Consider the following 20263-nt stretch of genomic DNA (forward strand, 5'->3'; position numbering starts at 1 on the left):
CTTTTTTAATAATAAAAAAGCATAAAAAAGCGCAGTTAATAACTGCGCTTAATATTACTTTAGTTTGCTTTACTTTTTTATAAGATAATTAAAAACTAAAGCTTACTTTTGCGTAATACGTTCTGCCGTCAAAACCGTATGGCAATGCACGTACTGGATATTTAAATGCGCCGTTGGTGATAAAATTAAGTACTTCGTCGTCGCCTAGCTCGTCTGGTGTTTCGTCAAATACGTTATCGGCACCTACCGAAAGCGCAAACATGTCATTAATTTGGTAACTAACATTTAAATCAACTAACACAGCAGACTCAACCGTACTTGTTGGTTTAAATGTCCCCGTAGGCGAAAGCTCACCAGGTAATGAAATATGGTCGTTACCAAAGTATTTTACGTCTGTTTCACCAAAGTAGTTAAAGCGAATGGTTGATGTGTAGGCATCGCGTTCGTAGTCAAACGTAAGCGTTGCACGTTCGCTCGGTTGTCCGTCGGTAAAAAAGCTACGTTGTAAATCGTCAAAAGCAACCGCTTCAGGAATACCGTCTTCTGCGTTTACGCTGTCTATTTTAGTATCGTTTAGGTTACCTGCAAAGGTTACTCCTAAATTACCGCCTTCAACTTCAGTGCGGTACGATGCAATAATATCAACACCTTGCGTAGTAGAATCAACCGAGTTTGAGAAGTAGTTAGCTTGCACTGCACCAGTTGCTTGTAGCGCTGCAACCGCTTCTGAGCTAAACGATACATCGTCAGCCGAAAGCAAGCTGCCAAGTGTAATACGGTCTTCAATTTCAACACGGTAAAAATCAACCGTTAACGAAAGCTCGCTTGTTACATCGTAAACAAAACCTGCGCTGTAGTTTGTTGATGTTTCAAGCTCTAAGCTATCTACGCCTAACGCACTTGGGAAAGCGGTCCCTGTGTTTGCAGTGAACGACTGCGTTAAGGTACCGTCTGAGCCTAAGTTAGTTGTAAAAGCTGTATAACCACTTTGTTGAAGTGATGGCGCTCTAAAACCAGTAGACAGTGCACCACGTACTGCAAAGTCATCTGAAAATTCATAACGTGTTGCTAATTTACCAATTAAATCATCCCCAGCATCTGAGAAATCTTCATAACGTAGCGCACCACTTACGTTCCATGCGTCGGTGATCATAGTTTCTACGTCTACATAAACTGCGTAGCTGTTACGGTCGCTGTCGTTAGCCGCTTCAGGGCGTAGGCCGTTATAAGCCTGAAAACCACACTGTGCAAATTGATCCGGATCGTTTACTGATGGGTACGAGGTATCCATATTTGCTAAACCACACGCGTATGATGCTTCATCGCCAGGCACTATTTCGTAGTTTTCTTTACGGTATTCGGCGCCTACTGTTACATATAAAGGTTCACTACGGCCAATATCTACAATACCGTTTACATCAAGGTTAACCGTTGTTTGATCGAATCTAAAACCACCTGAGTAACCGCCAGTAGGCCCTGAGTTTGCTGCAATGTCGGCATCGCTTGCATCTGGGTTATTAAATAAATACTCAGCCGCGTAAGAAGCATTTAATGTATTGCGTGATGTAAAATCGTATTGGTTTTCACCATAAACAGCAGATACATCGTAAGTCCAATCTGTGTTTATATCGCCTTTAAAACCAAGCGCTACTGAAATATCTTGTGCTTCGTTATATATGCGCGGTAAAAAACCATCACTATATACTTGAGTTACGTTTTTAGAGGCTTCGTTAAAGTTACGGTAAAAACCATTACCCAGCGCCGTGCGCTCTGAGTAGCCACCAAACGAGTAAAGCTCGCCGTCGCCCATTGGTAAAGCCATGTTGTAAAATAACGAAGTGAATTCACTTTCTGAGTTACCTTGGCCCCAGCGTACATCTTCACTTAGTGTACCTGGTTCAACATTAAGCGAACCACCCGTATCGCGCTCTGCACGGTTAGTGCCGTCGGCATCACGGTACTCAAGCGATAGGTTAATAAAGCCGCCTTCGTTACCTAATTCAAAACCACGGTTTAAACCTGCTGAAATAGTGTCGCCGTCACCTTCACTTGTGCCGCCGTATTGTACAAAACCCGTTGTAATACCGGTTGAGTTATTAAGAGATAAGTTAATTACGCCTGCAATAGCATCAGAGCCATATTGCGCTGCTGCGCCATCGCGTAATACTTCAACGCCTTTAAGGGCCGTTAGCGGAATGGCATTCATATCGGTACCCGCAGCGCCTGCGCCTACTGTACCGTTAAGGCCAAAAATCGATTGGTTATGACGACGTTTACCATTTACTAATACAAGAGTTTGATCTGGCTGTAAGCCACGAAGTGTGGCGGGTCTAAATAAATCAGAACCGTCAGATACTTGTGTACGCGAAAAGTTAAATGAAGGCGCTGTCGCTTGCAGGCTTTGGCCAAGCTCGGTAAAGCCACCTTTGGTTAAATCATCTGCGTCAATTAAATCAATAGGAGAAGAAGACTCAGTAGAAGTACGGTTAGATACACGCGATCCTAATACAGATATTTGCTCAATGTTTTTAGCAGCTTGCACTGGTGCTTCTTCTGCGTTAACAATGCTTGGTGCGCTAAACGCGAAAGCAACGGCTACAGCAAGTGTGTTTAAACGGTATGTTGGCATAGTGACGACCCTGTTTTTTTGTGTTCTTATAATATGTGTGTGGTTATGGTGCTCATAACCTGTTGCAAACATCCTAGCAACATATGCAAACAAAAAGAAATGAAAAAAACTAAATATTTGGTCTAAGTATGCAAATAAATTTCAAGATAAGAAAAAACCACCTTTAATCGATTAAAATACATGCTGTAAGGGCATTAAACTTCAAAAAAAGATCTATTAACTTTTTATTTACATTGTGGTTTTGTTCGTTAGTTTACGCTTTTAAAGGTAATAGGCAGCGAATGGTCGTACCTGTGCCTAATGTACTGTTAACTTCTATTTTTCCATCGTGATCGCTCACCATAGCGTATACAAGTGTCATACCCATACCGGTGCCTTTTCCGACTTCTTTTGTTGTGTAAAAAGGGTCAAACATATGCGCTATTGTGTCTTCACTCATTCCACAGCCATTATCTTTTACCTCAATACAGATATTTGTGTCTACTTCAAAAATATTGACTTCAATAATGCAGCCTTTTTCTAAATCAAGCTCGCATGCTTGCCAAGCATTCATTAATAGATTTACAAAAATTTGATTAATTGACGATAAATTGCACCAAATAAGTGGTAGTGGTTCAAACCGCGTTTTTATCTCGCATAGTTTGAGTTTGTTACTTAATAATCTTAAAGCATTATTAGCACCCGTTGTTACATCGGTTAGTTGCTTATCTTGCGAGGAGGATGGGTGGGCAAAGTTTAATAAGTCATGCACAATTTGTTTTATTCGTTTGAGTCCTTCAACGCTGTCGTTAACTTGTCCCTGCAAATTGTTATAAAGCCACGCATACGGATACTGTAAATTGAGTATGTCTATTTCGTGTTTAAAACGGCTCTCTTTAATTTCATTGTTTAAGTATTGCTCGTTAAGTTTTAGCAACGTGATAAGCAAAGGGGTAGAATTTTGTAAGCTTTCTATATTACTCATTGCATAGGCAAGCGGGGTATTTATTTCGTGGGCTACGCCTGCACAAAGCGTTCCTAAGGTTGCCATTTTTTCGGTTTGCACAAACAGCATTTGCTGGTGTTCTAAATCGGCTACTTTTTTTTGTAGTTCATTATTTATGGCAACTAAAACGGTGCTTTTATCTTTGAGTAATTGTTCTGCGGCCAAGCGCAGCTTTTGTTCGTTTAAAAAAGCACGTTCAAAATTACCATCTGATCCATTCATTCCTTTCATCCATATAGATAACTTTATACTTAACGTTTAGTCGTCTGTATGCAAATTTGCAACTTTAGTGCAGCCAAGTCCTAATTTTATGCATAAGTAATTATCCACTTATTGCTAATAACTCCATTATATAAATACCACTTAATATAAAAGGTAGTCACAAACACACCATAGAATATTTTTTTAAGCTATTATTTAACCAGAAGTAATTTAAAGGCGACTCAATGACTCAAGTAACACCAAGCACACCAATAAATCAGGTTGATGTACTTTGCATTGATGATGATGAAATAGTACTACGTACGTTAACACGACTACTTGAAGTAAATGGCTTAACGGTTATTGTTTGCGATAATCCGCAAAACGCATTAACACTTTTTAAAAATCATGAGTTTGGTTTAATTATTAGCGATATGCGTATGCCGGTAATGAACGGTGCCGAGTTTTTAGAAAAAGCGCGTGCGCTGGCACCCGACACCCAACGCATTTTATTAACCGGTTACGCCGACATACAAACCACCTTAGCGGCTGTTAATCAGGGCCAAATAAATGGTTATATTCAAAAGCCTTGGCAAAACGATTTATTACTTCGTAGCATTAGAGATAGCCTAGAAAAATTTGCACTAAAAAAACAAAATCAAAAATTAGAAGCACAAGTTAAAGCGCAAAACCAAGAGTTGCTAGAGCTTAATAATTCGCTTGAACAACGGGTAGAAAAACGCACCTTACAAATCAAACAGGTTTTAAAAAAGCTTGAAGACGCCAACGAGCGCGAAAAACAAGAGCATAAATCGACCGTAGAGCTGCTATATAATTTTGTTAACGCAAACCCTTACCTAGATGGCAACAAAGCACAAAATATTGCTAATACCTGCACACAAATAGCACTTTACTTAAACTTGTCGCAAAAAAGCATTGATCTTGCCCCTATGGCTGGTTACTTGGCGCAAATAGGCTTGCTTGCTATGGATCCTGATCTTTATAAAAAACCAGTTAACCGCTTAAACGAGCAACAACGCAAAACCTTTTATACTCACCCAAGTACTGCACAATTAATGTTAATGCCAGCAATACATTTACATGACTTGTCGGATGCTATTTATTATCAGTTTGAGCGCTTTAACGGAAACGGAATGCCCAAAGGCCTTGCCGGAAACGACATACCAATAGGCGCTATGGTGCTAGGTTTAGCGCGCGACTATTGGGATGCGTTTGAGCAGAGCAATGCAAGTGATGAAAAGCAGCGCCACGATGACGCACTCGAAAGTGTAAAACTTTATAGTGGATCGTTTTATCATCCTAAAATTGTACGTGCACTTGAAGCAAGCCATGCAAAACTACACGAACAAAAAAGTTCAGCAGGATCAGTGCTAATTTGTAACGCCCATGAACTCAAAGATCAAATGGTACTGGGCCATGCTCTACACAGCCATACGGGCATAATGTTGCTGCCCAAAGGTCATGTATTTGGCAGTAAATCGATAGAAAAACTCCAACAGCTAGAATCGAAAAAACCAACTCCGTTCAGAATAATGGTGAAAACTGCTAAATGATTGATCTAAACCGCAGTTTTTTTCGTTACAATGTGCATAAAATAGATTATTGAATTTGCTTGAAGGAGCACTCTGTGTCGCGATTTTCTGCGGTTACTGACAACCCCCATGATGGGCGTTTTAACCAAAAAACGGGAATACTGCTAACTAACCTAGGCAGCCCTGATGCACCAACAGCGGCTGCGCTTCGTACATATTTACGCGAATTTTTATCAGATCCACGCATTGTAGAAATACCACGCTTAGTATGGATGATAATTTTACATGGCATTATTTTACGCGTACGCCCTAAACGTTCGGCTAAATTATACGAGAGTATATGGACCGAAAACGGCTCACCACTGACCCACATTACTCGCCAGCAAAGTGTAAAGTTAAATACCTTATTAAAAGAGCAAGGTTATACCAATACTGAAGTCGTAATGGCAATGCGTTATGGCAACCCTTCAATAGAGGCAGGCCTTGAAGAGCTTCGTGATAAAGGCTTAACGCGTATAATTATTTTACCAATGTACCCGCAATATTCTAGCCCAACTACGGGTTCTACGTTTGATGCTGTATCGAGCGTACTGCGTAAATGGCGCTGGGTGCCAGAGCTGCATTTTATTAATGGCTATCATAAAAACACCCGTTATATTGAGTCACTTGCTAATAGCATTAGTGAGGATTTAGAAGCGAATGGTATGCCACAAAAAATTGTTTTTTCATATCACGGTATGCCTAAATTGTTTTTAGATCGCGGCGATCCGTACCATTGCCTATGTTTACAAACCACGCGTTTAGTTGTCGAAAAACTAGGCCTTGATAAAGACAAAGTAATTAGTACTTTTCAAAGTCGATTTGGTAAAGCAGAGTGGTTAAAGCCTTATACCGACGCAACTCTTGCAGCCTTACCTGATGAAGGTATTACCGATGTAGCTATTATAAGTCCTGCTTTTAGCGCCGACTGCCTAGAAACACTTGAAGAGTTAGAAGGTGAAAACCGTGAAATATTCGAAAACGCAGGCGGCGAAAAATACCGTTACATAGCGGCACTAAACGACAGAGACGACCATATAGAAGCTGTGTTTGATGTTATAAAACCTATGTTGTAACCCAAGCTTACTAAAGCTAAATATATTTCGCATTAAGCGGTGTTAAAATTAACACCGCTTTTTTGTTTTTAAGGCTTTTAAAATATTTAGTTAATTAATTCACAAAGAGGTTAAGAGGCGCTGCGCTTTTAGAGTAGTGATAAAACATAAAAACACTGGTTTTAGCTTTTCTCATTTACCCCTCTTTTACTTCTCATTGTGCAATTAAAGCTTTTAAAGGGCGAATTATTCACAAAGAGGTTAAGAGGCGCTGCGCTTTTAGAGTAGTGATAAAACATAAAAATACTGGTTTTGGCTTTTCTCATTTATCCCTCTTTTACTTCTCATTGTGCAAATAAAAGCTTTTAAAGGGCGAATTATTCACAAAGAGGTTAAGAGGCGATGTGCTTTTAGAGTAGTGATAAAACATAAAAATACTGGTTTTGGCTTTTCTCATTTACTTCTCTTTTACTTCTCATTGTGCAAATAAAAGCTTTTAAAGGGCTAATTATTCACAAAGAGGTTAAGAGGCGCTGCGCTTTTAGAGTAGTGATAAAACATAAAAACACTGGTTTTGGCTTTTCTCATTTACCCCTCTTTTACTTCTCATTGTGCAAATAAAAGCTTTTAAAGAGCTAATTATTCACAAAGAGGTTAAGAGGCGCTGCGCTTTTAGAGTAGTGATACATATTGCCTGATCTGATTTCTCTCAGTTATTACTGATTACCTTATCTTTGTGAAAGAAATTACTTATATTTTTAATAATAATTAAAATAAATAAAAATGTACGTTTGAGGGGAGGCAATACCTAAGCAACAGCAATTAAACGCTATCGCTTAAAGTATAAATCAATCGCTTTTGTGAGGAGCTCGTCGAGTTGTTCTTCAAATTCTTCAATATTAATATCAAAGTGCTTTAAGTAAGCCCGAGCTTGAGCAAGTGATAAATTGCGGCTGTTAACGCTGTATTGTCGCTCGTCTATGGTTTTATCGTAACGTGGTAAAAATACAAATTGGCCATAAAAGGGGGATTTAATATGCTTGTTTGCAAAACGACAAAAATCTTCAATATGCTCAGCACCCTTAGGTCCAAGGCAACCTGGCTCAATGCGATACATTAAGCGAATTTTTTTGTCGTCATTTATTTGCATTTAAAGCCTTTATCTAAAAAACAGTACGCGTACTATTTTCCCATCTTTAATTTGATAACTCGAGATAAGTTCTGAGCGTTTATCAACTACGTTTTCGTCAGTTGAACAAGTTTCTGAAAGTTCGTGATCAATCACTATATCACCGTGCACTATGCGCTTAATTGGTGATGAGTGAATACACTTTAACTTTTTAAACATTAGCCCATAACGTTCTATTAGTTTTTCTTTACCTTTAAATAATAGCTCATTAGGGAAAATATAAAACTCAACATCTTCGGCATATACACGAAGAAACTCTTCAATGTTACGTGCGTTATATGCTTTAACTAGCTGCTCTACCACAGCAAGTGATTCGCGCGATTGTTTAGCTTTAGTTTGCTGCTTAACTGTAAGAGCCTCTTTTGCTTGCGTAACTGCTTTTTCAGCTTCGGCTACTGCGACTGCTTTTTCTATTTTATTTTTAGGCTTTTCAGCAGGTTTAATTTGCTCGTTACCTAATACCTTTGAATCGTCTGGTTTAGTTGCATCAATTATTGGCTTTTTAAGCTCTGGCGCTTTGTATTCAAGCGTATTTACTTTGTTGTCAGTGTTGGTTTGAGTTACTGATTGCTCATTTTCAACTTTTGGCTTTTCAACGCTTGTTTGAGCTTCAACCTGTGGCTCTTTTTGCTCAGGCTCGCTTTGCTCTGCGGCATAAGTAATTAGCGCAACGGTAGTGATTAAAGAGGCTAAAATAATAGATAACGGTTTCATAACTTTCCTAAAATGAACACTAAATACGTGTAATACCAATTACATTAAATAGGCGATCTATTATAGCGTTAAAAAATAGCACAATAACAACGCAAAAATTGTGACATATAGTTGTTCTATATGAATAACTTTTAACGCAGTTAGTGAGTTATTTAATGCGATAGAATGATCATATTTTTGATAAAATTAGTATAAGGGTGCAACATAGCAAATTTTAACGTTATCGGGTAGTTAATACCACTACTGAAGCCTACCAGTACTGCTCTACCGTGATATTGCCGGGGTTTTTACGGCGGTTACGCGTAAAGTTTTTATCGAGAAGTAGCGCGGTTGTGTCTTTTACCATTTGTGGATTTCCGCAAATCATAAATTGCGCGTTACTGGGCTTTGGGTTTAACTTTACATATTCAAACAAGCGGTTGCTCTCAATTGCGTTAGTAATTCGCCCATTTAAGCCTTGTAATGGCTCCTCTCTACTTACAACAGGAATATAGTTGAGTTGTGCTGGGTACACTCTTAATAGCTCGTTAATAAGTGCCTGATAGCTTAAGTCGTTATTAAAACGTACGCCATGCACTAAATTTATAGTTTTGTATTTTTTCCATACATGGGGCTGTTGTAAAATTGATAAAAAAGGGCCTATGGCAGTGCCAGTCCCTAACATCCAAAGCTGATCACTTTGTGGTATTTCATCAAGGGCAAAAAAGCCGGTTGCGTGTTGTTCTATTAATACTGTGTCGCCAGGTTGTAAGGTAGCTAAACGAGGAGAAAGCAAACCGTCAATTACGTTAATAAGATAAAACTCGAGATCGGGGTTTTCAGGGGCATTCACATATGAATAAGCCCGAGCAATACGTTTGTCGCCATCCATTATTGAAAGCTTTGTAAATTGACCAGCTTTAAACGGCTCTACGTTTGCATTAACGGTTAAGCTAAAGAGTGTTTTGCTCCACCACGTGACATTTTTTACTGTTGCTTCAACCCAATTAGACATAGTTACCTCTTGGTTTAGCTATTAAAGTTTTAAATAATTCACTCCATCAACATTAGCATTAAGTGACAAAGACTTACAGGAGAATATGACTAGATTTAAAGCAGTGATGTGTGTAGTAATTACCAATAAAATAATGTGAATAATTAGCTCTGCGATAAGAGTCATTAATTGCATAAGAGAAAGCGATGCTGCAGTAACTAAGAAAAATTAAGTCAAAAAACAGTGTTTTTTATTTTATCACTTACTTTAAAAGCGCTGCGTCTTATATCACCATTAGTGAACTATTTACTTGAAAAACTATTACACTAGGAGAAGCCAAAGAGGAGTAAATGAGAAGAGCCAAGCCAGAAAACGAGTATTTTATCACTTACTTTAAAAGCGCTGCGTCTTATATCACCATTAGTGAACTATTTACTTGAAAAACTATTGCACTAGGAGAAGCCAAAGAGGAGTAAATGAGAAGAGCCAAGCCAGAAAACGAGTATTTTATCACTGACTCTAAAAGCGTAGCGTCTCTTAACCTCTTAGTGAATTATTTATTTAAGCCTTTATTAATTTTATAGTTAAACTCAAATTCCACACATAAAAAACGGCGCTAAATTTAGCACCGTTTTTATAAGCAATAAGAAAAAGTTTACGCTTTTTTCTCTTCACAACTTGCTAGGTATTCGTCAAACGTACCTTGGAAGTCGATTACTTTTTTATCTTTAATATCAATGATACGTGTAGCTAATGACGAAACAAACTCTCGGTCATGGCTTACAAAAATAAGCGTACCTTCAAAGTCTTTAAGCGCGTTGTTAAGCGCTTCAATGGCTTCCATATCCATGTGGTTAGTTGGTTCGTCCATAACAAGCACGTTTACGTCTTGCATCATTAATTTACCAAATAACAAACGGTTTTTTTCACCACCAGAACAGTTACGCGCTTTTTTGTTTGAATCGTCTGCTGTAAACAACAAACGGCCTAACATGCCACGAACCATTAAATCGTTGTGCTTAGCTGTACGCCATTGCGACATCCAATCAAACAACGTTAAATCGTTATCAAAATCTTTAGTGCTGTCTTGCGGGCAATAACCAAAGCTCGCATTTTCAGACCATTTAATTTCGCCTTCATTACTTTTAAGCTCGTCTACTAAACAGCGTAAAAATGTAGTTTTACCCACACCATTTTCGCCAATTACGGCAAGCTTAGCGCCTGCTTCAAGTAAAAAGTCGCCGCCGCTAAATAACGTTTCGCCATCAAAACCATGGCCAAGCTTATTAACTTCAAGCGCCTGACGATACATTTTTTTACCTTCGTCAAACGAAAGCGATGGGCTCATACGGCTTGAAGATTTAACTTCATCAAGCTTAATTTTATCCATTTTTTTAGCGCGCGAACTTGCTTGCTTAGCTTTTGAAGCGTTAGCACCAAAACGGTTAACAAAGTCTTGTAGCTCGTCAATTTCAGCGCTCTTTTTAGCGTTTTCAGCTAAAAGTTGCTCGCGTTGTAAGCCCGCAGCTTCTAAAAATTTCTCATAGTTACCAGGGTAAATACGCAGCTCACCGTAATCAATATCGGCCATGTGTGTACATACCGAGTTTAAAAAGTGACGGTCATGCGAAATAATAATCATCGTACATTTACGTTTGTTAAGCTCGTTAGCAAGCCACGTAATTGTATGAATATCCAAGTTATTGGTAGGCTCATCAAGTAGCAAAATGTCAGGGTTTGCAAATAACGCCTGCGCTAAAAGCACACGTAGTTTCCAACCTGGAGCAACGTTTGCCATTAAACCGTAATGAAATTCTTTATCGATACCCGCTTCAAGCAAAATTTCTTCAGCGCGGCTTTCTGCCGTGTAACCGTCCATTTCAGCAAATACACTTTCAAGATCGGCAACTTTCATACCGTCTTCTTCGCTCATTTCTGGTAACGAGTAAATACGTTCGCGTTCTTGCTTTACTTTCCAAAGCTCCACGTCGCCCATAATTACCGCGTCTACAACGCTGTATTGCTCAAAAGCAAACTGGTCTTGGCTTAGGTTACCTACTTTTAACCCTGGAGTAATAGACACATTACCCGCACTTGGAACAAGCGCACCGCTTAAAATTTTCATGAAAGTCGACTTGCCGCAGCCGTTAGCGCCAATTAAACCGTAACGGTTACCGTTACCAAATTTAGCTGAAATGTTTTCAAACAACGGCTCTGCGCCAAACTGCATCGTAATATTTGCGGTGGAGATCAAAAAAGGTAATCCTAGATTAGTACTGACAGGAGTACGCTGCAGCAAAACGCCACAAACAAGAACCAGACAATAGGGTAAATTAGCTGGCGAATTATACAGATCAGCCACAACGAATGAAAGATAAAAGGCAGCTAATTTATAACCAAGTAAAAATAACGGCAATTCTCGGTTTTAAGTCACTATTTTTAGCGTATGTGGCGTTGAGTGTACTCACAGCCACAATGTAAATAATTACTAATGCCAAGCAATATTAAAGAGGAGGCGCCAAATAGCTGAGTTATTACCTATGTTTTAATGCACAGGTTGATAAATTGACTTTATAGCCGCCTCATTTCTAGTAATTAACTGATTAACAGTCGCCACGTCATCAGGTGTTAGCGACTTCTTGCTTAGCATAAAATGCACATTGTTAACGTTAATCGGTGTAATAGTTTTTACCTGCGAAATTGAGGAGTGTTTTTTTACAAAGTACTGCGCAACCGCAGAGTCTTCAATAACATAGTCGATTCGCTTTTTATCTAACATGCTAAATCTATTATTTGCTTGAGCAGTAAGCACGACCTGTTTTGAATATTTGGTTTTGAGTTGTTCAAGCTCATCACCAAAAAAGCTTCCTCGGTTAATACCTGCTGTAAAATCTTGACTAAAAAGATCAGCCAAGCTGTTTACATCAGCCGAATCTTTGTGTTTATAAAGCAGCATTATTTCTTCGCGGTAGGGCAAACTAAAGTGCGCATATTGAGCACGTTTTTTTGTGTAACTTGCCGCGTAGGTTATATCTACTCGGCCATTTTTAAGCTCAGCTTGAACACGCGAAAAACTCGGGAAATAAGTCCATTTAATACAAAATTTTGAATCTTTAAAAATAGCGTTTACAGCATCCACTTCTGTGCCTAAAAATGTATCACCTTGCTTAACAAGGTAAGGCGGCCAATTAGTTTCGTTAGTGCCCATTACCAATGTTTTTGAACACGCAAGGGCATTAAAGTGAGTAAATAGCAGTGTAGTAAATGTTAAAAATAAAGTTTTCATTACACTCCTAGTATTTAAACAGCGCTTTAAGTGCTGTTTTGTTTTTGTTTATATGCTCATTAATTACTGCAAGCTCAGTAACCGACACCGTTTTTTTGCTAAACATTAAATAAATATCGTCTTTATTTACATACTCAATGTTGGTTACTAATTTTATATTTGAGCCCTTTTGGCCAAAATAAGCACCCACTAACTCGTCTTCAATAGCAAAATCAATACGTTGTTTATTAAGCATTTCAAAGCGTTTACTGGTTGCACTGGTGTATTCAATCTGCTTTTTATATTTAGTTTTATATTGCTCAAACTCCTCACCGTAATAGCTTCCAAAGTTAGCGCCAACAATTAAGCCTTGTTTAAAAATGTCTTCGAGGTTTTTAACACTATGCTGATTATTTTTGTTTTCGTATAAGCGCATAACCTCAGTTCGGTAGTTATCACTAAAGTGCACATATTTAGCGCGTTCATCTGTATAACTTGCAGCCCACTCCAAATCAATACGGCCGTATTTAAGCTCAATAAAAGCCCGCTTAGAATTTGGTAGTAACTTAACTTCAAAACAAATAGGGGAGTCAGCAAATATAATGTTGAGCGCATCAACCTCCAAGCCTTGCAGTTTACCGTTAATACCCATTACATAAGGCGGCCAAAAAGCATCGTGCGATGCCACGCTAAAGGTTCTTTCACAAGCAAATACATTAAATGGAGCCGTAAACAGCAAACATAAAAATATGGTAATTAATTTATTCATTACGCCTCATAGTTATTATTTTGCTCATTATTACAACAGTATAAACCAGCTTTTGTATTTTAGCGGCGCGGGTTTGTTTAAATTTGTAAATATTTCGTTGAAAATTAATTTTAGGATAAAACAACCAAACTAGCGTTGTTGGTAACCTTATCTATGGGTACACTAATAATAAATTTATACATAGCAGGGCACGTTATGTCGCCAACTAAAATTCGCAACAATGTTATAAAACTCAGTGAATTAAGCACTAAACAACCAAACTACTATTTTATACAAGGTTATTTAATGGGGTTAGGTGCATTACCCCAAATGCTTCCCCCAAGCGAGTGGCAACCTGATTTATTTGGAGATATTAACCTTCAAAAAGAGAGCGAGATAAAATACCTCGAAAGCTTAATGGCGTTGTATAACCAAAGCATGGATAAAGTGATTCAAAACGAATTAAAAATGCCAACAAAATGCAGCCTATCCAAGCAAGACTATCGGGATTCGTTAAAGCCGAACATGCCCCTACCAAGTTACTGTAAAGGGGTTTTACAGGCGCTTAAAAATATAAATAAACGTATGCTTGATGCAGGGCAAAAGCAGGCTCTTAATAACCTAAGCAGCGTTTTAAAAGCATTTTCTAATGAAAAAGCAGCAACAAAAGAATTTGGTGAATTTGCCCAATATAACGCCCAAGAATATAAACGTAATTATGTGTATTTTATGGCCGACGCTATTTTTGAACTTCGATTTAGTAACGACCTAACTTTAAGTGATGAAGATGAGGTCGAATTTAACAACAGCTTTTTAGACGAAGAACCGGATGAATTGGATGAGCTTGATGAATTACTTGAACTGGTACTTGCCGACACCGAGCTAAAAGCACTTGAGCCAATACAAATGTTGCTAGACATAATGGAAAGTGGGCTCATAACAAAGCAATTTATTAAAGATAACACAGGGCACTTTTGGGGCTTGCACGAAACCCGCCCTTATATGATGCTTCGCGCGCATCGAGCAAAAATACATGCGCTGCATGGTTATACCCAAAAAGCGCAGTCAGAACTCGAAGCGTTATTAAAGCTAAACCCAAACGACAATCAAGCAAACCGCTTTTTATTAATGAACTGCCTAATCATTAATAAACAATGGGACAAGTTAGATGCTCTATTGGCCGACTTTGATTTTCAAGAACTACACACAACAGCAAGCCGTGCGCTAAGTGCTTTTGTAAAGCATGGTGATTCAAAACCCGCTAACGAATATAAAAAAATGCTCCAGCAGCAAAATAAACACTTTAGCAAAATACTCACCGGCCAAGAAAAACTAAAAGAACAACAGCCGCCATATTTCAGCCCAGGCAGTAAAGAAGAAGTCGCTGTTTATCTTGATTCATTAGGTAAACAAGCGTGGATTTCGGTGCCTGCGAGTCTTTTTTGGTTGAGAAAAAAGTAACGAAAAACGTTTAGCGTGATTTATATCGCGCTCAGTGCTCAACATAAGCACTTAATAATAACAGCGTATTAATTTAAAAATTTCTACTTATTAAGCCTATATTTAATGCGCTTGTTCCTGTAGATTAAACAAATAATGAATGCAGTATTAACAGTATCTTAGCTGTTAAACGATTAGCCAAGGAGCGGTGAGTCTCGTGTCAAACACCACACTTACTTATTACAACCAAAATGCCAAAGCTTTTAGCGACTCAACACTTAACGTTGATATGTCGGCGCTTTATGCTGAGTTTTTACCGCACGTTGCACAGCACGGGAGTATTTTAGATGCCGGTTGTGGCAGTGCGCGCGATGCCGCATTTTTTAAAGCGCAGGGTTTCACTGTAAGTGCGTTTGATGCAAGCCCAGATCTGGCAGAGTTGGCAAGCAGTTACTTACAACAACCTGTAGCGGTTAAAACATTCCAAGAGCTAAATTGTGTAAATCAATACGACGGGATTTGGTGCTGCGCTAGTTTATTACACGTTCCAAAAGCTGAGTTACCGCAGGTGTTTTTAAACCTACAACGTGCGCTTAAACCGAATGGCGTTTTGTATGTATCGTTTAAATATGGCGATACAGAGCGTGTGCATAATGGTCGTGAATTTACCGATTTAAACGAAAATGCTTTAACGCATTTACTTAGCCATACGCAGTTAAAAGCTATTAAACAATGGCAAAGTGTTGATCAGCGCCCAGAGCGTGAAAGTGAAGTGTGGCTAAATGCACTTTTTAAAGTAGTGCACGTTTTATGATTGGAGCAATGCAGCAACAGCTCGACTTTATTGCTTATATTCAGCGCTTATTAGTTGAAGGTGATTTTAGTGCTACTTATAAGTTTGCACTTTTACACGCACTGGCTGATATTAGTATCGAAAAACATCACGCCGATCCGCAAGCACAGTTACAAATAAAATTTGATGAATTAGTCGATAAATTTATTACTTTATATTGGCACCAAGCATCGCCATTTGGCGCAATTGGTAATAATAGAGAGCAACTACTTTTACAAAATACCAACTCTAATAAACAAGCCAAAATTATAACTACGCTTCATGATGCAAAATTAAATAATATTAATTCAATTAGCCAATTAAAAAAGAGCCACGGTTGGAAAAATATACGCAGTTCAACATTACAAACCATTAAAGACGGCCCGCTTTGGCTATTACAAAAATTAAATGGCAAAGAAGAGTGTTTCTTGTATCCCCATATTAAAGGCCAATCATACATCACCTTAAATGAAGGTATTGCAGGCTGCTTTAGGCGTTTTTACGACCTAGTTGTTTATTTAGCAAAAAATGCATGGCTGCAAAAAATTCAAAGTATTAAGCATAACCAAGCCTTAATTGGCCCACAAAGCCAACTACATGATTTTTTATTCGGCTTTGATCGCAATGCACTGAGTAAGGCAAAGCCTGTGTTGATAGAGCTTCAGCACGGTAATTGTTTTTATTGCGAAAAACCATTGAACAGTAAAACCGAGGTTGATCACTTTATACCGTTTGCTCGCTACGCAAATGATTTAGGTCATAACTTTGTGGCAGCACATAGCACCTGTAATAACAGTAAAAGTGACTTTTTAGCTGCGCAACTTCACCGCGAACGCTGGCAAGAACAAAATTTAGTGATTAATAGCCAGCATTTAACAACTGAACTTAGTGATTACTTTAATTGTGATTCAGATAAGTCGCTTTCGGTTAGTGATTGGGCGTATCAGGTTGCACAGGCTAACAGTGCAAAGTTATGGGTAAAGAAAGGTTATTTTGAAGAAGCGGCTAGTTTTAAATATCAGCAACCAAGTACAGGGCTTGATTTAGTGGCGGAAGAAAAGCCAAGGTATGACGTGTAGCCGTAGCGTAGTCGCGATTTTACATCGCGCTTTGGGTTGTAGGCGTGGGTTTATCTCGCGCTCATAAATTGTTTTTTTGCGTGGGATTAAGGGATTTAAAAACCTCTATTCGAGGTTATATCGCGTTGGCGATGGCAACCAAAGGGCGGCTGCCGCCGACCGCCCTTTGGAATCCTACGGCGCACCCGAGGATCACACTGTATCTTCAACTTACGTTAATGATGTGAACGTAACCAGCGTAGATAGGCCATCCGTGGCCAAGCTACGCTTTTTACAGCATCCATGCTGTAAATTACTCATCATTAACTAAGTTTCAGGTGTGATCACGGGGAATGAGAGTGTGTGGGTAAATTGGTGTTTATAAATGTAGGCGGGAGTTTACCTCGCGCTTTGGGTTGTAGGCGCTGAGCTTGCTCGCGCGAAAAGCGAAGCTTTAAATGTTGCGAAATTTACGGCATTTAAAAGTGATGATTTGGTATTTGGATTCAGGGATTAAATAAGTTTTAAGCAGTAAAGTTATTTTACTCTTTTTAGAACTAGATATGTTTCTTTGTCGACAAAGAGCGATATGTAGTCATTCGTCGTCTTGACGTAAAAACAATCAACTGTCGTTTATAGAGTAGCCTAAATCTTGTAATTCCTTGTAGCTATGCATAAGTTACTAATAATTAAATTGTTAAAATCGCACTTTGATAATACTGGCAACTGTCATATTGAGTGTTAACGGGGATTCTCGGTAAAACGCTGTTAAATGCTCAGTATAAGCCAAGTTTATCGTCGGTAATTATAAGGGTTATTATCAAAAATGAACCACAAAATGTATCTGTTTTCACTGGACTACGGGAATCGGCAAGAAGAAAAGATTTTTGTTAAAGAAGTACTTGATAGGTTTGATAGTCAAACTCTTGTAGGCTGCGGTGTTTTAATTAATAACAACCCCTACAATTTAGAGTTATTTCTTTTCTTGAATTTCGAAAAAGATGATTCTGACTTTGATCATTGGCTGTCTATTCATCATCCTAACAAAAGCCGTACTTTTAATGTTCTGATGGATGAACTCACAGAAGCAGCTTTTTCTAGGAAAGGTTACTCGATCACTACTTTCTGTGACTCGGAAATGGTTGAAATCTCCTTTTCCAGCGATGCTAATGAATTATTTTTGTTTCCCGATAGGAAACAAATGTATGAGGTTTGGGGAGCTCCTATAATGCAAAAACAAAAAATTTTCTTGTCACATTCATCTAGCGATAAAGGAATAGTCGATAAATATTTTAGCGAACTACAAAAATCACAGATTAAAGCATGGTATGACAAGGAAGAGATTGTTCCAGGAGATAGTATTACTTCTAGAATAAACGAAGGTTTAAATGAATGTGATTTAGGTGTGATTTTTATGTCTAACAACTTTCTATCTAAGCATTCAGGGTGGACGGAAGCAGAGTCAAATTTCTTTATAAGTAACCGTATGAAGAAAAATAAGTCCCTTATTGTTGTTAATTTAGGTGTTAAACATGAGGATATCCCTCCACTATTACAAGATTACCTTTACATTGATGGAAATAGAGGTTCAGCAATAAACGAACTGATTGTTGCTACTAAGAAGCAATTGGATCGCATTTAACACTATATGAGCCTTAACTCTGTCAATAGGTAATAGTCTTCTTTTTGACCGTTTTTTTTCAGTGACGGTCAATTTTAAATCACGAGGATCACACTATGCCCTCAAGTTAAAAACTGATGTGAACGTAAAGGCCGTGTATTCACCGTTTATGGCGAAGCCATGGCTTAACTTGCATCCATGCAATTGATTCTCATCAATTTATAACTTTCGAGTGTGATCACGGGAAATTGAAGTGTGTTGGTAGATTGGTGATTATGAGTGTAGGCAAAGGCTTACTTTGGACTAATGAACTTATTATCTGCATTTGGGGGTATTTCATTAACGCTAGAACAAACATACTTGAACTTCATTTAGTTCTTTATTTGTTATTCTTATTGGTTTTTATACCCAAAATTTGATGTGGCTGCAATTGGAACTAAATGATCATTTTTAAAACATTAAAACATTAAAACATTAAAACATTAAACTTATTCATTTTTTTTTGTTCATGCTAAGTTGATTTTTAGTGCAAGGTAACAGAAAAATAATAACTAGAATGTTTAGCTAATCTCATGGAAGCGAACCAACTATTTAATCCATTATAAATATTGCCGCTTTAAGCTAATGCTATTTTTTAATATGCAACCAGCATAAGTTGTTACTTTTGAATGTTCTTATGCGGGACTATATGAGAGTTTAGGCATTAAAAGTTTTAATTCGAATTTTTATCACGTTAACAAAGAAACAGAGTTAAAAATATTATTAACTAAAGATTAGATTTTATAGGAATAGAAATGGCGACCTTAAGAAATGTTTTTATTAGTCATCATCATAAAGATGACTCTAGCGTAGACAGCATTACTAGGATTCTTTCTGAAAAAAAATATAACATAAGGAATAGCTCAATAAGAGCAAAACCCGAGAATCAAAGGCGTTTGAACGAAAAGAAAATTAGTAATGAAACTATTAAAAGATTACTACGGATGAAAATGCGTTGGGCAAGCAAAGTTATCGTTGTAATAGGTAAAGAAACCCATGCAAGACCATGGGTTAATTGGGAAATTGAACTAGCCCATCAATTGGGAAAACCAATTATAGGTGTATATGAAAATGGTTTAAAAGATCAGGTTGAAATCCCTACAAATCTAGAGAAATATGAGTCTTCTCGAGTTGCTTGGCGTTCTGATGCAATTATAAATGCCTTAGAGGGGGAGAGTCGGTTTGAAAATATTGATGGCAGTCTTGCGTCTGATAAAAAAGGATTTAATTCAGTATGTTAATTTCTAGGGGTTCAAATTTATATATATATGTAATTGCCAGAGACTTTGGTTTTGCTCCTAACCCTTTCTTTGGTTATTGCTCCCTAGCCACTTGTAAACCCCAAATTCGGAAAAGCGCTCAGCCTAACGACTGGATTTTGGGTGTGGCAGGACGAAATTTGGGAACGGGTGTTTATCGAAAGTGTATAGTTTTAATGAAAGTTACAGAAAAAATGACTTTTGAAGAATATTGGGCTGATCCTCGTTATATTCTCAAAAGGCCATGTAGAAATGGAAGTCAATTAAAAATGGTGGGTGATAATATTTACCATAAAGATCCCCACCATAATTGGATACAGGAAAACTCCCACCATAGCAATCCTGATGGTTCAACAAATACAATCAATCTAGAACGCGATACTGGGCATTGTGAAGATGTACTATTGTCTGAATTTTTCTTCTATTTTGGCTCTGATGCTAGAGAGGTCGACTTAGATTCTGTGGATTACATTTCTAAGCCAGGCTTTAAAAAGATTTCTTTAGATAGCTCAAATAAGGCCAAAGAAATAATAAATGATATATATAATAATAATAGAACGTCTTTAAATATAGTTGTTTCAGATCCTTGTCAATTTGACATCTCACATAAACGTGTCTCACAAGATACTGGAAAAATAGTTGTCTGATTTTATTAATTGGAGT

Annotated in this window: 16 protein-coding genes; 8 read left to right on the top strand and 8 right to left on the bottom strand. The window is 37.9% G+C overall.

Annotated elements, in window-relative coordinates; genetic code table 11:
• Positions 1–88: 88 nt before the first annotated feature.
• Positions 89–2629: a TonB-dependent receptor plug domain-containing protein gene (locus AC5NT5_RS17345; RefSeq protein WP_494513625.1), complete on the bottom strand. Its 2541-nt coding sequence runs from the start codon at positions 2627–2629 to the stop codon at positions 89–91.
• 253 nt (positions 2630–2882) lie between these two features.
• Positions 2883–3836, bottom strand: a complete 954-nt coding sequence (locus AC5NT5_RS17350; protein WP_494513626.1) for a sensor histidine kinase — start codon at positions 3834–3836, stop codon at positions 2883–2885.
• Positions 3837–4060: 224 nt separating this feature from the next.
• Between AC5NT5_RS17350 and nosR the strand changes: the two genes are divergently transcribed.
• Together nosR and hemH are read left to right on the top strand one after the other, a co-directional pair.
• Positions 4061–5389, top strand: coding sequence for a response regulator c-di-GMP phosphodiesterase, NosR family (nosR, locus tag AC5NT5_RS17355; protein ID WP_024597460.1), 1329 nt, complete (start codon positions 4061–4063; stop codon positions 5387–5389).
• A 74-nt stretch (positions 5390–5463) separates the two neighbouring features.
• A complete protein-coding gene (hemH, locus tag AC5NT5_RS17360; protein WP_024597461.1) occupies positions 5464–6483 on the top strand; it encodes a ferrochelatase in 1020 nt (339 codons plus the stop codon).
• Between the two features lie 808 nt (positions 6484–7291).
• On the opposite strand, the gene AC5NT5_RS17365 is transcribed toward hemH, so the two are convergent.
• The 6 genes from AC5NT5_RS17365 to AC5NT5_RS17390 all read right to left on the bottom strand — a co-directional run bounded on the left by AC5NT5_RS17365 (position 7292) and on the right by AC5NT5_RS17390 (position 13372).
• Positions 7292–7612: a hypothetical protein gene (locus AC5NT5_RS17365; protein ID WP_002962108.1), complete on the bottom strand. Its 321-nt coding sequence runs from the start codon at positions 7610–7612 to the stop codon at positions 7292–7294.
• Positions 7613–7621: 9 nt separating this feature from the next.
• Positions 7622–8365 carry a nuclear transport factor 2 family protein gene (locus AC5NT5_RS17370; protein WP_494513627.1) on the bottom strand — a complete coding sequence of 248 codons (744 nt, stop codon included), beginning with the start codon at positions 8363–8365 and terminating at the stop codon, positions 7622–7624.
• A 250-nt stretch (positions 8366–8615) separates the two neighbouring features.
• Positions 8616–9359 carry a ferredoxin--NADP reductase gene (locus AC5NT5_RS17375; protein ID WP_494513628.1) on the bottom strand — a complete coding sequence of 248 codons (744 nt, stop codon included), beginning with the start codon at positions 9357–9359 and terminating at the stop codon, positions 8616–8618.
• A 634-nt stretch (positions 9360–9993) separates the two neighbouring features.
• Entirely contained in the window at positions 9994–11592 is a 1599-nt protein-coding gene (locus tag AC5NT5_RS17380) for an ABC-F family ATPase (protein WP_182755808.1), read from the bottom strand.
• 291 nt (positions 11593–11883) lie between these two features.
• On the bottom strand, positions 11884–12624 hold the full coding sequence (locus AC5NT5_RS17385; RefSeq protein ID WP_494513629.1) for a substrate-binding periplasmic protein: 741 nt from the start codon (positions 12622–12624) through the stop codon (positions 11884–11886).
• 7 nt (positions 12625–12631) lie between these two features.
• Positions 12632–13372 carry a substrate-binding periplasmic protein gene (locus AC5NT5_RS17390; protein WP_494513630.1) on the bottom strand — a complete coding sequence of 247 codons (741 nt, stop codon included), beginning with the start codon at positions 13370–13372 and terminating at the stop codon, positions 12632–12634.
• Between the two features lie 195 nt (positions 13373–13567).
• On the opposite strand from AC5NT5_RS17390, the gene AC5NT5_RS17395 reads away from it, so the two are divergent.
• From AC5NT5_RS17395 to AC5NT5_RS17420, 6 genes are all read left to right on the top strand, one after another.
• Positions 13568–14812 carry a UPF0149 family protein gene (locus tag AC5NT5_RS17395; RefSeq protein ID WP_494513631.1) on the top strand — a complete coding sequence of 415 codons (1245 nt, stop codon included), beginning with the start codon at positions 13568–13570 and terminating at the stop codon, positions 14810–14812.
• A 196-nt stretch (positions 14813–15008) separates the two neighbouring features.
• Positions 15009–15605, top strand: coding sequence for a class I SAM-dependent methyltransferase (locus AC5NT5_RS17400; RefSeq protein WP_494513632.1), 597 nt, complete (start codon positions 15009–15011; stop codon positions 15603–15605).
• Positions 15602–16702: an HNH endonuclease gene (locus AC5NT5_RS17405; protein WP_494513633.1), complete on the top strand. Its 1101-nt coding sequence runs from the start codon at positions 15602–15604 to the stop codon at positions 16700–16702. Before AC5NT5_RS17400 ends, AC5NT5_RS17405 begins: the two co-directional genes overlap by 4 nt.
• Before the next feature lie 805 nt (positions 16703–17507).
• Positions 17508–18323, top strand: coding sequence for a toll/interleukin-1 receptor domain-containing protein (locus AC5NT5_RS17410; protein ID WP_494513634.1), 816 nt, complete (start codon positions 17508–17510; stop codon positions 18321–18323).
• A gap of 773 nt (positions 18324–19096) precedes the next feature.
• On the top strand, positions 19097–19582 hold the full coding sequence (locus tag AC5NT5_RS17415) for a TIR domain-containing protein (RefSeq protein ID WP_494513635.1): 486 nt from the start codon (positions 19097–19099) through the stop codon (positions 19580–19582).
• Positions 19576–20247 (top strand): Nmad2 family putative nucleotide modification protein, encoded by a 672-nt coding sequence (locus tag AC5NT5_RS17420; protein ID WP_494513636.1) that lies wholly within the window; start codon positions 19576–19578, stop codon positions 20245–20247. The genes AC5NT5_RS17415 and AC5NT5_RS17420 overlap by 7 nt, the downstream gene beginning before the upstream one ends.
• The last annotated feature ends 16 nt before the right edge of the window (positions 20248–20263 follow it).

The organism is Pseudoalteromonas sp. J2K-J599 (assembly GCF_059295115.2).

Bases quoted from the DNA above. Each gene is read 5' to 3' on its own strand.
- AC5NT5_RS17345 (WP_494513625.1), bottom strand. From the start codon at position 2,629: ATGCCAACATACCGTTTAAACACACTTGCTGTAGCCGTTGCTTTCGCG.
- AC5NT5_RS17350 (WP_494513626.1), bottom strand. From the start codon at position 3,836: ATGAATGGATCAGATGGTAATTTTGAACGTGCTTTTTTAAACGAACAA.
- nosR (WP_024597460.1), top strand. From the start codon at position 4,061: ATGACTCAAGTAACACCAAGCACACCAATAAATCAGGTTGATGTACTT.
- AC5NT5_RS17365 (WP_002962108.1), bottom strand. From the start codon at position 7,612: ATGCAAATAAATGACGACAAAAAAATTCGCTTAATGTATCGCATTGAG.
- AC5NT5_RS17370 (WP_494513627.1), bottom strand. From the start codon at position 8,365: ATGAAACCGTTATCTATTATTTTAGCCTCTTTAATCACTACCGTTGCG.
- AC5NT5_RS17375 (WP_494513628.1), bottom strand. From the start codon at position 9,359: ATGTCTAATTGGGTTGAAGCAACAGTAAAAAATGTCACGTGGTGGAGC.
- AC5NT5_RS17385 (WP_494513629.1), bottom strand. From the start codon at position 12,624: ATGAAAACTTTATTTTTAACATTTACTACACTGCTATTTACTCACTTT.
- AC5NT5_RS17390 (WP_494513630.1), bottom strand. From the start codon at position 13,372: ATGAATAAATTAATTACCATATTTTTATGTTTGCTGTTTACGGCTCCA.
- AC5NT5_RS17395 (WP_494513631.1), top strand. From the start codon at position 13,568: ATGTCGCCAACTAAAATTCGCAACAATGTTATAAAACTCAGTGAATTA.
- AC5NT5_RS17405 (WP_494513633.1), top strand. From the start codon at position 15,602: ATGATTGGAGCAATGCAGCAACAGCTCGACTTTATTGCTTATATTCAG.
- AC5NT5_RS17410 (WP_494513634.1), top strand. From the start codon at position 17,508: ATGAACCACAAAATGTATCTGTTTTCACTGGACTACGGGAATCGGCAA.
- AC5NT5_RS17415 (WP_494513635.1), top strand. From the start codon at position 19,097: ATGGCGACCTTAAGAAATGTTTTTATTAGTCATCATCATAAAGATGAC.
- AC5NT5_RS17420 (WP_494513636.1), top strand. From the start codon at position 19,576: ATGTTAATTTCTAGGGGTTCAAATTTATATATATATGTAATTGCCAGA.